Here is a 13417-nt window from a genome sequence, read left to right as displayed (position 1 = left end):
GCCATTTAACTTGAAACTCGCAGTGCTTCCAGCAAGTCGGCCACGTTCGCAAACTCGCGATCGACCGCGGGCAACTCGGGGCGCCGCAGCATCACGACCGGCAAGCCGCGTTCGCGCGCGACTTCGAGTTTCGCTTCGGTGGCGCTGCCGCCGCTGTTCTTGCTGACGAGGACATCGAACGCTTCCGCGCTGAACAGCATTCGCTCGCCTTCAAGCGTAAACGGGCCGCGTGCCGCCAGAATCCGCGCGCGTGGATTGGTTTCATGCGCGTCGAGGCAGCGCACCGTCCAGAACTGCTGCGGCGGAATGTCGTCGAGATGCGCAAGCGGTTCGCGTCCGAGCGTGAAGAGCGGCCGACTGAACGGAGCGAGCGCGGCCGTAAGTTCGGCCCAATCGCCGACCATGCGCCAGTCGTCGCCGGCTTGCGGCTGCCAGCCTGCGCGGCGCAGCGCCCAGCACGGCACGCCCGCCTCCCCAGTCGCTTTGGCGGCATTGGCGCTGATCTGCGCGGCGTACGGATGCGTTGCGTCGACCACGAGGCCGATACGTTCGTCCGCGATGTAACGCGCCATGCCTTCACAACCACCGAAGCCGCCCACACGCACGCCGCACGATAGATCGTCCGGCACCTTGCCGAGGCCCGCGAGACTGTACACGTGCCCGGGGCCGAGTTGTCTTGCGATCCGCAAAGCGTCGCCGGTGCCGCCGAGTAGCAGGACCCGCGTCATTTCGCGGCTCCGATCAGATTGCCCTGGCGATCGATCGCGAACATTTCGACCGCGACCTGCGGCGGCACGATATCCCGTGCGACAGCAAGCGCATGCCGGCAGACGATATCGCCGAGCGGCACCTGTTGCGCGTGCGCCAACGCGACGGCCTGCTGACTCGTATTGGCGGCGAGGATCGCCGCCTGCAACGCGTCGTCTGCGCCATGCGCGGCGGCCCATGTGGCAAGCCGTTCCAGATCGATGCTCGAATTGCGGCTATGCAGATCGAGGTGCCCGGCTGCCAGCTTGCTGAGTTTGCCGAAGCCGCCGCACACGCTCAGCCGCTCGACCGGTGCGCGCTTCATATGCTTGAGCACCGCGCCGACGAAGTCGCCCATTTCGATCAGCGCGATATCCGGCAGACCGTAGTGCGCGCGCATCGCGTCTTCGCTTGCATTGCCGGTGCAGGCTGCGAGATGGAGGTAACCGTTCGCGCGCGCGACGTCGATGCCCTGATGAATCGACGCGATATAGGCCGAGCACGAAAACGGCCGCACGATGCCCGTGGTGCCGAGAATCGACAAGCCGCCGAGAATACCGAGGCGTGGATTCATTGTTTTCAATGCGAGCGCTTCGCCGCCTTCCACACCGATCGCCACTTCGAAACCGCCGCTGTATCCATGCTCCGCCGCGAGCTCGCTCAAATGCTCGGTCATCATCTTGCGCGGCATGGGATTGATCGCGGGTTCGCCGACCGGCAGCGTGAGGCCCGCGCGCGTCACGGTGCCGACGCCCGGTCCTGCACGGAATTGCACACGGGCTTCGGCGATCAAGCGCACGCGGGCGAATACGATTGCGCCGTGCGTTACGTCGGGGTCGTCGCCAGCATCTTTCACCGTGCCGGCTTCTGCGCCGTCGGCGGTCAGGCGGCAGAACACCAGCGGCATGGGTACATGCTGGCACTTCGGCAACACGATCTCCGCGACCTCGCTAACGATACCCGCGAGCAACAGACGCGCGGCTGCGAGCGACGTCGCGGTGGCGCAACTGCCGGTCGTGTAGCCGCTACGCAGCGGGACGGGTTGTTCGGGCGTTTCGTCGCGCATTACGGTTGGGGGGAGTCGGCTGGGGTAGATATGGCGCGCTTGGTGAGCTCCAGCAGCGTAATCGGCAACGCCTGACGCCACGTATCGAAGCCGCCGAGCGGCTGCGCCTCGGCCAGCGCGATGCGGGTCAACGTGCCGCCGTGCTGCTCCCGCCACGCCGCGAGCGCCGCCTCGCCTTGCAAGGTCACCGCGTTGGCGACCAGTCTCCCGTCGTCGCGCAGGCGCGCCCAGCAGGCGTCGAGCACGCCCGGCGCCGTGACGCCACCGCCGATGAACACGGCATCCGGCGCCGTCAATCCTTCCAGCGCCTCGGGCGCGCGGCCGGCCACCAGCTGCAAACCCGGTACGCCCAACGCATCGCGATTGTGTTCGATGAACCGCTGCCGCTCCGCGTGCCCTTCGATCGCGATCGCGCGGCAAGTCGGATGCGCGCGCATCCATTCGATGCCGATCGAGCCGCTGCCCGCGCCCACATCCCAAAGCAGTTCGCCAGGCGTCGGCGCGAGGCGCGCCAGCGTGATCGCGCGGACGTCGCGTTTGGTCAACTGACCGTCGTGGCGAAAGGCGTCGTCGGGCAAGCCGGTAGTCAGCGGCAGACGCGGAGCGCCCTCCGTGGCACGGCATTCAAGCGCAATCAGGTTCAGCGCCGCCACCTCGCCCGCGGACCATTGGTCAGCACGGCCGTCGATACACCGCTCCAGATCGCCGCCCAAATGTTCCAGCACGGTCATCCGGGTCGCGCCGAAAGCGCGCGCATTCAGCAGTTCGGCCAACGCGGCGGGAGTGCGCCCATCGGCGCTCAGCACGAAGACGCGCGCGCCGTCGTGCAAATGCGCATTCAGCGTCGGCAACGGCCGTCCTACCAGCGAAACCGCGGCGACATCCTGCAACGGCCAGCCAAGCCGCGCGGCTGCCAACGACAACGACGACGGCGCGGGCAGCACCCGCAACTCGCCTGCCGGCAACTGCCGCGCCAGCGTCGCGCCGACACCGAACAGCATCGGGTCACCGCTCGCCAGCACACAGACGGACCCGTTCCGCTCCGCCAGCAAAGGCGCGAGATCGAACGGCCTCGGCCATGCCGCCCGGCGCGCGGCGAGACGTGCGGGCAGCATCGCCAGATGCCGTTCACCGCCGTACACCACCGACGCCTCCAGCAAAGCACGCCGCGCGGGCTTCCCCAAGCCGGCGAAGCCGTCATCGCCTATGCCTACCACGGTCAGCCACGCCGGCATGCATCCATCCTCATTCTGTATCTTCAAATAATGCGCTGTGCCACGCCGATCAAAGCGTCCAGCCTCGTTGTGCTGTTCGAAAAAAGGCATAATACAGCCGCCGGTGCCCTTCGGGGCCGAAGAGGGAACACAGTGCCACTGTGGCTGCCCCCGCAACTGTATGCAGCGAGTCCGCCTGCGCTCCGCGCCACTGGTTCGACCGGGAAGGCCGCGGCGGACGCTGACCTGCCAGCCAGGAGACCTGCCGGCCAGACTGTTCGTGCCAGCCTACATCGGGCGGGGTGTACCGATGCCGCAGCAATGCCCGCCTGGGCGGCGCTCGGGCCGTCGCGCGACCCTCAACCCGGTGTCCGTCTTGAATCAAGCTTCGCCCTCCACGGTTTTGCCCGACGCGGCCCTCGCGCTGCGGCCCTCGGCATGTCCGGGGTTGCTGCGCATCGTCGCCGCGCGCGATGGCGGGATCTGCCGGATCAAATTGCCTGGCGGCGAGCTGAGCGCGGCGCAAGCTGGCGTGATCGCCGACGTCAGCGAGCGGCATGCGGCCGGCGTGATCGAACTCACGAATCGCGCGAATCTGCAGGTGCGTGGCGTGCGCGGCGGGCATGAAACGGCGTTGATCGCGGCGCTGATCGAGGCGGGTCTTGGACCCGTTCCGGCGACGCGTGCAGCGGATGCTTCAAAAACACCATCGCCGGCCACACAAACAGCGCCTAGCCCGCTATCAGCGACCGCTGCGGACGATGTGCGCAATCTGATGACGAGCCCGACTGCCGGGCGCGATCCATTTGCGCTCATCGACACAAGGCCGCTCAGCATCGACCTGCTCACCCTGCTACAAACCGAAGCGCGTTTCGCGGCACTATCGCCCAAATTCGCGCTATTGCTCGACGGCGGCGAGCGCCTGGCCAGGCTCGATCATCCGCATGATGTCTGGCTGGCGGCGACGCAAGCGCGAGACGGTGCGCGATTTGTGTTTGGTCTGGCGGGTTGTCCGCCTGGGGTGGCAAGCGCGAACGCGGATGCGGATACCGATGCGTTCCGGCATGCCGAATACGCCGACTCGCATGACTCCACCGAGCGTCCTCGCACGGATAGCACCGGCGCCCTCGCAGCCGTGCTGCCATCGCAAGTCGCCGTCCTTGTTCGCGCGCTCTTGCACACGTTCCTGGATCTGGCCGCCGCCGATGCCACGCGCATGCGTCATCTGCTTGCCACGCATTCCGTCGACGCACTTTTGCAGCACGCTCAGACGTATGCCGATTTCCCGCTATCACGCGACACGTCGCTCGCAAGCTGGCAACGCGGCACGCCTGCCGACGCCACGTTACGACTCGGCGCACACGCTCAACGCGTAGTGGGCATGCTGCACGTAGGCGGCCAACCGCCGCTCGGACGCCTCGACGCCGCAAGCTTGCGCGGCCTCGCCGCACTCGCGCAACAGCGAGGCAATGGCACGCTGCGCATGACGCCCTGGCAAAGCGTATTGCTGCCCGATATCGCCGCCAATGACGCGCCCGCCGTGCTCGCCGAAATGAACGCACTGGGCCTTGCCTGCGATCCCGCGCAGCCCATAACACACCTGATCGCCTGCGCCGGCTCCACAGGCTGCGCAAAAGGCCTCGCCGATACCAAAGCCGACGCACTGCTTCTAGCCGAGCGCTTGCCCGACGGCATCGACGTCCATCTGAGCGGCTGTCCGCGCTCATGCGCCGCCGCACATTGCGCGCCCTACACGCTGCTGGCTGCGGCGCCCGGCATCTACGACCTTTATCGACCCGACGGCCAGCCGGATTTCGGCTCGTGCGTCGCGCGCCAACTCACGATCGACCAGGCCGCCGACCTGCTCGGCCAATTGGCACACTCGGCACACCCGGCCCGGAGCCCTTTAGATGCTTGATTACATTCGCGACGGTCAGGAGATCTATCGCCAATCCTTCGCGACGATACGCGCGGAGGCCGATCTCTCGCGCATCCCCGCCGACCTCGAGAAACTCGCGGTGCGCGTGATCCACGCCTGCGGCATGGTCGACGTTATTGAAGACCTTCAGTTTTCCGCGGGCGCAGGTGCTGCGGGCCGCACAGCGCTGGCACAAGGCGCGCCGATTCTGTGCGACGCCGGCATGGTGGCGCAAGGCATCACGCGCGCGCGGCTGCCCGCGAACAACGAGGTGATCTGCACGCTCACGCATGAGGACGTGCCCGGGCTCGCGCGCGAACTCGGCAATACACGCTCGGCGGCCGCGCTTGAATTGTGGCGGCCGCATCTGGCCGGCAGCGTCGTCGTGATCGGCAACGCGCCGACCGCCCTCTTTCATCTGCTCGACATGCTCGATGCCGGCGCGCCGAGGCCCGCATTGATACTCGGTTTTCCGGTCGGTTTTGTCGGCGCGGCCGAATCGAAAGCGATGCTTGCCGAAGACAGCCGCGGTGTGCCCTACGTCGTAGTTCACGGTCGACGCGGCGGCAGCGCGATGGCCGCCGCCGCGGTGAATGCGCTGGCGACGGAGGTCGAGTAAATGACCGTGCGAGGACGTTTGTTCGGACTGGGCGTCGGCCCCGGCGACCCTGAACTCATCACACTGAAAGCGCTGCGATTGTTGAAAGCGGCACCCGTGGTCGCGTATTTCGTCGCAAAGGGTAAAAAGGGCAACGCCTTCAGCATCATCGAGGCGCATCTGCATGACACGCAACAGCATCTGCCGCTCGTTTATCCCGTCACGACCGAAGCGCTCGAACCGCCGCTTTCGTATGAAGCGATCATTGCCGATTTCTATGACACCGCGGCGCAGGTCGTCGCCGGCCATCTCGACGCGGGCCGCGATGTCGCGGTGATTTGCGAAGGCGATCCGTTTTTCTACGGCTCGTATATGTATTTGCACGACCGCCTCGCGCCACATTTCGAGGCCGAAGTCGTGCCCGGCGTGTGCTCGATGCTCGGCGGCGCAGCGGTGCTCGGTGCTCCGCTGGTGTATCGCAATCAGAGTTTGTCGGTGCTCTCCGGCGTCTTGCCCGAGGACGAATTGCGCCGTCGTCTCGCGGATGCGGACGCGGCGGTCATCATGAAACTCGGCCGCAATTTCGATAAAGTGCGGCGCGTGCTCGGCGAACTGGGGCTCGCGCATCGTGCGCTTTACGTCGAACGCGCGACCATGGGCAATCAGCGCATCGTGCCGCTCGCCGAAGTCGATCCGATGGCATCGCCGTATTTCTCACTGCTCGTGGTGCCGGGGGAAAAATGGCAAGGTTGACGCCTCCTGCGATTGTGATTCTCGGCGCGGGCGCGTTGGACACCGCACGGCGTATCCAGATGCTGTATGCAGGTAGCCAGGTGCATGCCTTGCAGGGACGTGTCGAAGCGGACGTCTCCTACACGGAACTCCGCGCGCATCTGTGTGATCTGTACGCGCGCGGCACGCCGGTTATTGCGCTATGCGCCGCCGGGATTGTGATTCGTTGCGTGGCGCCGCTGCTGTCGAACAAGGGTGTCGAACCGCCGGTGCTGGCCGTTGCAGAAGACGGCAGTGCGGTCGTGCCATTGCTCGGCGGCCTTGCGGGCGTCAATGTGATGGCGCGCGAGATTGCTGCTGAGTTGGCTGTGTCGCCTGCGATTACGACGAGTGGTGAACTGCGCTTTGGAACGTGTGTGCTCAATCCGCCTGAAGGCTATGCGCTCGCCGACATTGCGCAAGGCAAGCGCTTCGTGTCGGACTTGCTGGCTGGAGAAAGCACGCGCATTGAGGGCGAAGCGCCGTGGCTCGATGATGCGCAATTGCCGCGCTCGGAGCCGGCACGTCTGGCGATTCGTGTGACGCCGCGTGCGTGGGATGGGCGGGATGATGAGTTGGTGATTCATCCGCGGAGTGTGGTGGCGGCGGTGACGGGGGCTGGTTCAGGCGCCCAGATCGCCGCGCTGGTTCGCGAGGCCTTAGACGCGCACGGTCTGGCGACACTCTCGCTCTCGGCATTGCTGGCTTCTGCCGAACACATGACGGACCCCGCGCTCGTCGAAGCCGCAGCAACCCTGAACGTGCCACTGCGTTTTACCCAGCCACGCCCGGAAGACGGCAGGCCGCCGAGCAATTTGCTACATGCCGCGCTGCACGTCCCCTATCAAACGCTGCGTGACGACGCCGACACAGGTGTTGCAATCGCGCTAGCCGCGTTGGCAATCGACCCCAACACAATTGGCCGCGCACGAGGCCGTTTGACGGTGATCGGCCTCGGCCCCGGCAGCGCCGACCTGATGGTGCCTGCCGCCCGAACCGCGCTGAACGAAGCCACCGATATTCTCGGTTACGAGACCTACGTGAAAATGGCCGGCCCCTTACGCGCCGATCAACGCGTACACGGCACGGACAATCGCGAGGAGATGCAGCGGGCGCGTCATGCGTTCGAACTCGCCCGCACCGGACGCTCAGTCGTGATGGTGTCGTCGGGCGATCCAGGCGTGTTTGCGATGGCGGCTGCGGTGCTTGAAGCGCTCGAAGAAGGCGGTTCGACGAACGCCGACTGGCGCGCGGTCCAACTCGCCATCGTGCCGGGCGTGTCCGCTGCCATGGCGACCGCGGCGCAAGCTGGCGCGCCGCTGGGTCACGACTTCTGCATGCTGTCTTTATCCGACAATCTGAAACCGTGGAGCATCATCGAAAAGCGGCTCAGACATGCGGCCGAAGCCGATCTGGTCATGGCGCTCTACAACCCGTTCTCCCGCGCACGGCCATGGCAACTGGATAAAGCGCTGGACATCGTGCGGGAATACCGCGCGGCGGCGACGAAAGTCGTGCTCGGACGCGATATCGGCAGACCGGGCAGCACACTGCGTACGATCACGCTCGGCGAACTGCGCTCGTCGGATGTGGATATGCGCACGATGGTGATCGTGGGGTCGTCGACGACGCGCGCGTTTGCTAACGGCGTCGACGGTGGCGAGTGGGTTTATACGCCGCGGTGGTATGAGTGAGCCGTTAGCTGCAACGGCACACAAGCCCGCTACGCCGCCACCTTCAAATCCTCAATCGCCCGCTGCCTGACACCCAGATCGTCCCAAAGCTCCGGATGGCACGTGAACACCAGAATCTGGTGTCGCGTAGCCGCATCGATCAGCGCGCGTTTGATCGCATCGCGCCGTGCGGCATCGGTATGCACGGCGGCATCGTCGAGCATCAGCAAGGTCGGGCGGCCCGATGCCTTCAACAGGTCCGCATACGCCAGCCGCGTCAAGATACCCAGTTGCTCCCGCGTACCGAAGCTCAATACATCGAGCGTATCCGCGCGACCATAACGATCCAGCGTCGCGGGACTCAGATCGTCGCCGAGCGCAATCGTCGACTGCGGGAAAATCCGCTTCAGGTAGTGCCCAAGGCGCTCGGTCAGTGGCGCACGCAATTGCGCCACCGCCGCGTCGCGTTCGTCGACGAGTACTTCGTCGAGCAGACTCAACGCGCTCGCCCGCAAGCTGAGTTCGTCCTTGCGGCGCGTGGCCTGTTCGACTGAAGCTTTCACCGAAGCGAGACGTTCTCCAAGCCCCGAAGCGCCCACCGTCTCAAGTTGACTGCGCAATTGCGCGATCCGCACCTGCCGCTCGTGCTGTTCGTTGCGCGCAAGTTCTGCCGACGCACGATAGCGTTTCGCTTCGGCAGCCGGGTCGTCGAGACGCGCCGCTTCCAGTTCACGCGCCCTTCCTCCCAGTTGTTTTTTCAGCGCCTCAACCTGCATTCGCTGCTCAACGATTTTCGTCTGCCACTGCGCACGGTTGCGGCGAAACGCTTCGTCGCCGAGTTGGGCTTCCTTCCGCTGCAACTGACCGGCGAGTGATTCTGTCGTCGCCGTGGCGGTGGATTTGCTTTCCGCCGCCTGCGTCAGCACTTTTCTGGCGGCTTCCACCGCATCGCGCGCGATATCGGCGTTGCGGCGAGCCTCGTCGAGCGGAGGCGCTGCGGACACGTCCGGCAATAGAGCCAGGCGCTCATTCGATGTTTGCAGCCGCGCGGCAGCGGAAGCCAACGCAGCACGCAGCGCGTCGATGCCTTGCGGCGCATGCACCTCAAGAATCTTCGCCTGGCTTTTCTGCTGCGCGACCAGCGCCTTCCACTGCTCATGCCTCGCCTCGGCCTCGCCCAACGACGCCACGCCCAGCGCCTGCAACACCTGCGCATGCCGGGCTTCGAGCGACGCCAGTTCGGACAACTGTGCCGGCAGATCGGAAACACCCGGAATGACGCGCAATTCGCCGAGCTCGCCAAGACCGACCAGCTTCTCCTCATCGAGCCGCAGCACGCCCTCGCCGCTGATCTTCGCATCGCCGACGGTAATCGCGCCGTTCAGCCGATATTCGATGCGCGTCATCGCCGCCTCAGTCCGCGCGCGCAGTACGGTCAATTCCGCATCGAGCGATTGGAGTTGCTTCAGTTGTGCCGCGTCGATTTCGACCGCCGCGGCGGCGCGCGTCGCTTCAAGCACGGCGTCGTTTGCCTTGCCGGCGTCTGAGATCGCCGTTTCAAGCCGCTCGCTCTCCGTGCGGTGCAGCGCTATCTGACTGCGCAAATCGCCCGCGGTCACCGCGGCATTCGCCAGTTCGAGCGCGCGGCTGGCGTCGGCGTATGCCTGTTCGAATTGCACGACGCTCGCCTGGGCCTGCGCATGTTCACTCTGTACCACCGACACGTTGGCTCGCGCGGCGTCGAGTTGCTGCCGCTCCCGAGCCACGGCCGCTTCGAGCTCGTTCGCAGTCTGTTCCTGCTGCAAGGAAAGCGCCTGTTCCGCCTCGCTCAATTGCAGCGACTTCGCAAGCGTCTGAAGACTACGTTCGAGTTCCGCCGCGGCATCGGCGCGCTGTTGCGCCTGCACGGCTTTCTGCTCATGAAGCTCCCAGGCGCGCTTGCTTTGTGCGTCGTCGAAGGCTTGCTGCTGCGCGGCGAGGCGCACGATGTTCTCGTCGAACTGCTGGCGCTGCTGCTCCAGCTCGTCACGCTCGACAATCAGCGCCGCCAGCGCCTGTTCGGCTTCGGCCAGCGGCCCGGTGGACTTCTGCGTGCGCGCCGTGAGCAGTTGCCGAAGCTCGCGCTGCACGGCGGCGATCAGCGCGTCCTCGCCCCCGGATTCGCTGCTGCCCGAGAGCTGCGAAAGCGCATCGCGCAGATACTGCGCCGCGTGCCCCGTGGAGTCGCGCACTTCCTGCGTATCGCCTTGTTGCACCCACAACAAACCGGGAACGCCAGCGTTTTCTGCCTTCAGCGGCCCACGCGCGGCACGCGAAAAACCGAGCAACGCGGCGAGCTTGTCTTCGGCTTCATCTTCGCCGAACACCGCCTGGCCGATTTTCAGCTCGCAGCGCTGCCGGGTGACAAACTGCTTCGACAGCCTGCACGCCGTGCCGTCCATCTCGAACGTCACTTCAACCGAAGGCTGACCGCTCGCCTTGCCCCACGGCAGCAGATCTTTCAGATGCGAAGCCTTGTAGCGTTCGAGGAACACCGCTCGCACAGCTTCGGCAATCGTGCTCTTGCCAGCCTCGTTCGGACCGGTGAACAGGTTGAGCCCGGGCTCCAGATCGTCGATCACGAGCCGGCCGGCGAACTGCTTGAACTCCTGAATCGCGATACGTTCCAGCTTCATGCGGACCTCGCTTCGCGCGGCAGTTCACGTTGAAAACGCGCGAGGAGCAACAACGCCTCCGCCGCCCGCTTGACTTGTTGCGGATCGGACTGCGGGTCCTCCTGCAGACCACGCAAGCGCGCCACCACTTTCGCGAGGTAGCCGCTTTGCGCGCCGAGTTCGGCGAGGTCGTCGGCAGTGGGCAGCACCTGCAGGCCACTCAGATCGACGCGTAGCGCCCGCACCCGCGCGCGGGTTTCTTCCACCGCGACGTGAATCGCTTCGGCCTCGGCCAGTGCGGTCGTGCCGCTGACGGTGACCCGCAGCACGTCGTGACTGCTCAATGCGCTGAGGCGCGTCTTGAGCGAATCCACATCGGTCGGCACCGAGATCGTCTCTTCCCAGCGATGCCATTGATATTTACCCACCCGCACCGCTTCGACTGCCGGCACGGCGCCGGGCGCGGTTAGCGTCACGTCGAGCATGAAGCCCGGATCGTTGGCGCGAAAACGGTCCTGCTCATGCGTGCCGGCGTACCAGGTGCGCTCGTCCACACGCAGATGGCCATGCCAGTCGCCAAGCGCGAGGTAGTCCAGACGCGCACTCGCGGCACGCGTCGGCGCAATCGGATTCGACGAATCGATGCCCTCCTGCAGAATCCCGCTCACGCTGCCATGCGCGAGCCCGATGCGGTGATAGCCGTTCGGCGTCTCCGTGGTGTCGAAGAAACCGGTTGTGTCGTCGTAAGTAATACGCTGCGTGAGCGGCGCGCAGAGCAACGCGCATTGGCAGGCGTCGAGCGTCACCACGCCGGGTTCGAGCACCACCCGCACGTTCGGCGCGATGCAGTTCAGGCGCTGCGCACGGGTCCACACGCTCTCGACCAGCGCGGCGTCGTGATTGCCCGGCAGCATGATCCACGGCCCGGAAAACGCCTGCAGCGCGCCGAACAGGCGGCGGATCACCGTGTCCGAAACGGTCTGCAGGTCGAATACGTCGCCCGCGACCAGCACGGCGTCGACCTTGCGCGCCGCCGCTTCCTCAGCGATCCGGCGCACGGTGTCGAAGCGCGCTTGCGCAAGGTGCGCGGCTTCATCCGGCTCGAACTGGCCGAATTGCGTCCCTATCTGCCAGTCCGCGGTGTGCAGAAACCTGATCACTGTGCCTCCATTCCATTCAATTGCATCGTCACTCAACGGTTGTTCGGCACTTATTCAGCGCGCATTCGAGATTCGCCCAGCATTCTTTAAGCACTCACCCAAGCATCGCCCCGCAGTCTAACCGCAGATGTTACCGCGCCAGTGGGACAAAGAATGTCCCAAGCCGGCGCCACACGGCCGCAACAGCGGCGCTACACTCGCGTTTCCGGACGACCCCGCCAATCGCACCGCACCATTTCAATCGACTTGAACCCCGCTGCCCTGCTGCCGATGAACAAAGAGACCGAACTGAAGAAGGCCAAGCGCACCCCGTTGCTGTTGCTGGCGGCCGCCGCCTGCGTTTTCGTCGTCACGGCTTTCATGCCGCGCGGCATCTGGGTAGACGGCATCAAGGCAATCGCCGAAGCCGCCATGGTCGGCGCGCTCGCCGACTGGTTCGCCGTGGTCGCGCTGTTTCGCCGTGTGCCGATCCCGATCGTCTCTGCGCACACAGCAATCATTCCGAAGAACAAGCACAAGATCGCCGAGAACCTCGCCGTGTTCGTGCAGGACAAGTTTCTGGACGTGCCGTCGCTGGTCGGGCTGATCCAGAAACACGACCTGGCGCAAAGCATCACCGGCTGGCTGACCCAGCCGGCCAATACCGCGCGCCTGGGCGACTACGTGGTCAAACTGACGAGCGGCATTCTCGAATTGACCGACGACGTGCGCATCCAGGTCTTCATCAAGGACGCGTTGCGCGACGTGCTGGCCAAAGTCGATCTGTCGCAATCCATGGGCGCGATTCTCGACACGCTCACCAAAGACGGCCGTCATCAGGAACTGCTCGACGCCGGCATCGAACAGGTCGTCGCACTGCTGCGCGAACCGCAGGCGCGCGAGTTTATCGCAGAGCGCATTGTCGAGTGGGTGAAGAGCGAATATCCGAAGATGGAGATGATCCTGCCGTCGGCGTGGCTCGGCGAAAAAGGCGCCGAGGCGATCGCCAATGCGGTGAACCGGATGCTGGAGCAGATCAGCGAGAACCCCACGCATCAGCTGCGCCAGAAATTCGACGATGCTGCGCAGAAGCTGATCGTCAAACTCAAAAGCGATCCGGCGTTCCTGCAGAAAGGCGAGGAGCTGAAGCGGTATCTGGTGGAAGGCGAAGCGCTGAGCACGTACGTGAAGGACATGTGGGGCGAATTGCGCGCGTGGCTCAAGCGCGATCTGCAAAGCAGCGACTCGGCCCTGCACGCCAGAGTGATGGCGATGGGCCAATGGGTAGGCCGCGAACTGGCGCACGACCCCGCGCTGCGTCAGTCGCTGAACGATCATCTGGAAGAAGCGGCACGCGCCATGGCTCCGGATTTCGCCCAGTTCCTCACCCGCCACATCAGCGATACAGTGAAGAACTGGGACGCGCGCGACATGTCACGCCAGATCGAGCTGACCATCGGCAAGGATTTGCAGTACATCCGCATCAACGGAACGATTGTGGGCGGCTTTATCGGTTTGCTGCTGTATGCGAGTTCGCGGCTGTTTGAACTGCTGCGTTTGCACATGGGCTAAGGGATACGGACCGCCACACGCCAAAGCGCCTACAATCCGGGCATATGAATTGCTCAGGCGCTTTA

Annotated in this window: 10 protein-coding genes and 1 riboswitch; of the genes, 5 read left to right on the top strand and 5 right to left on the bottom strand. The window is 65.1% G+C overall.

Annotated features, from left to right (window positions below; translation table 11 throughout):
* Nucleotides 1–5 precede the first annotated feature (5 nt).
* Genes B0G76_RS25300 through cbiE form a run of 3 tightly spaced genes read right to left on the bottom strand, consistent with a single transcriptional unit; the run spans nucleotide 6 to nucleotide 3048 of the window.
* Complete coding sequence (locus tag B0G76_RS25300) at nucleotides 6–728, bottom strand: cobalt-precorrin-6A reductase (RefSeq protein ID WP_120294937.1); 723 nt, start codon at nucleotides 726–728, stop codon at nucleotides 6–8.
* Nucleotides 725–1813: a cobalt-precorrin-5B (C(1))-methyltransferase gene (locus B0G76_RS25295; RefSeq protein WP_120294936.1), complete on the bottom strand. Its 1089-nt coding sequence runs from the start codon at nucleotides 1811–1813 to the stop codon at nucleotides 725–727. Before B0G76_RS25295 ends, B0G76_RS25300 begins: the two co-directional genes overlap by 4 nt.
* Complete coding sequence (gene cbiE / locus B0G76_RS25290; RefSeq protein WP_120294935.1) at nucleotides 1813–3048, bottom strand: precorrin-6y C5,15-methyltransferase (decarboxylating) subunit CbiE; 1236 nt, start codon at nucleotides 3046–3048, stop codon at nucleotides 1813–1815. Before cbiE ends, B0G76_RS25295 begins: the two co-directional genes overlap by 1 nt.
* 84 nt (nucleotides 3049–3132) lie before the next feature.
* Nucleotides 3133–3312: riboswitch (cobalamin riboswitch) on the top strand.
* Between the two features lie 82 nt (nucleotides 3313–3394).
* Between cbiE and B0G76_RS25285 the strand changes: the two genes are divergently transcribed.
* From B0G76_RS25285 to cobJ, 4 genes are read left to right on the top strand one after another with little or no spacing between them, the layout of a single operon-like run.
* On the top strand, nucleotides 3395–4945 hold the full coding sequence (locus B0G76_RS25285) for an oxidoreductase (protein WP_310793964.1): 1551 nt from the start codon (nucleotides 3395–3397) through the stop codon (nucleotides 4943–4945).
* Nucleotides 4938–5564 carry a precorrin-8X methylmutase gene (locus tag B0G76_RS25280; RefSeq protein WP_120294933.1) on the top strand — a complete coding sequence of 209 codons (627 nt, stop codon included), beginning with the start codon at nucleotides 4938–4940 and terminating at the stop codon, nucleotides 5562–5564. The genes B0G76_RS25285 and B0G76_RS25280 overlap by 8 nt, the downstream gene beginning before the upstream one ends.
* Entirely contained in the window at nucleotides 5565–6296 is a 732-nt protein-coding gene (locus tag B0G76_RS25275) for a precorrin-2 C(20)-methyltransferase (protein WP_120294932.1), read from the top strand.
* Nucleotides 6284–8008 carry a precorrin-3B C(17)-methyltransferase gene (gene cobJ / locus B0G76_RS25270; protein WP_120294931.1) on the top strand — a complete coding sequence of 575 codons (1725 nt, stop codon included), beginning with the start codon at nucleotides 6284–6286 and terminating at the stop codon, nucleotides 8006–8008. The genes B0G76_RS25275 and cobJ overlap by 13 nt, the downstream gene beginning before the upstream one ends.
* Nucleotides 8009–8037: 29 nt before the next feature.
* Here cobJ and B0G76_RS25265 read toward each other — a convergent pair whose 3' ends face one another.
* A complete protein-coding gene (locus B0G76_RS25265) occupies nucleotides 8038–10662 on the bottom strand; it encodes an AAA family ATPase (protein WP_120294930.1) in 2625 nt (874 codons plus the stop codon).
* Nucleotides 10659–11801, bottom strand: coding sequence for a DNA repair exonuclease (locus B0G76_RS25260; RefSeq protein ID WP_120294929.1), 1143 nt, complete (start codon nucleotides 11799–11801; stop codon nucleotides 10659–10661). Before B0G76_RS25260 ends, B0G76_RS25265 begins: the two co-directional genes overlap by 4 nt.
* A 270-nt stretch (nucleotides 11802–12071) precedes the next feature.
* Here B0G76_RS25260 and B0G76_RS25255 point away from each other — a divergent pair, with 270 nt between their 5' ends.
* Entirely contained in the window at nucleotides 12072–13352 is a 1281-nt protein-coding gene (locus B0G76_RS25255) for a DUF445 domain-containing protein (RefSeq protein WP_120294928.1), read from the top strand.
* Nucleotides 13353–13417: the final 65 nt, after the last annotated feature.

The sequence above is a fragment of the Paraburkholderia sp. BL23I1N1 genome, assembly GCF_003610295.1.
GTDB lineage: Bacteria > Pseudomonadota > Gammaproteobacteria > Burkholderiales > Burkholderiaceae > Paraburkholderia.
The sequence above is the reverse complement of the archived record's forward strand: the minus strand, read 5'-3'. Positions and strand labels throughout refer to the sequence as shown.

Bases quoted from the DNA above. Each gene is read 5' to 3' on its own strand.
- B0G76_RS25300 (WP_120294937.1), bottom strand. From the start codon at position 728: ATGACGCGGGTCCTGCTACTCGGCGGCACCGGCGACGCTTTGCGGATC.
- B0G76_RS25295 (WP_120294936.1), bottom strand. From the start codon at position 1,813: ATGCGCGACGAAACGCCCGAACAACCCGTCCCGCTGCGTAGCGGCTAC.
- cbiE (WP_120294935.1), bottom strand. From the start codon at position 3,048: ATGCCGGCGTGGCTGACCGTGGTAGGCATAGGCGATGACGGCTTCGCC.
- B0G76_RS25280 (WP_120294933.1), top strand. From the start codon at position 4,938: ATGCTTGATTACATTCGCGACGGTCAGGAGATCTATCGCCAATCCTTC.
- B0G76_RS25275 (WP_120294932.1), top strand. From the start codon at position 5,565: ATGACCGTGCGAGGACGTTTGTTCGGACTGGGCGTCGGCCCCGGCGAC.
- cobJ (WP_120294931.1), top strand. From the start codon at position 6,284: ATGGCAAGGTTGACGCCTCCTGCGATTGTGATTCTCGGCGCGGGCGCG.
- B0G76_RS25265 (WP_120294930.1), bottom strand. From the start codon at position 10,662: ATGAAGCTGGAACGTATCGCGATTCAGGAGTTCAAGCAGTTCGCCGGC.
- B0G76_RS25255 (WP_120294928.1), top strand. From the start codon at position 12,072: ATGAACAAAGAGACCGAACTGAAGAAGGCCAAGCGCACCCCGTTGCTG.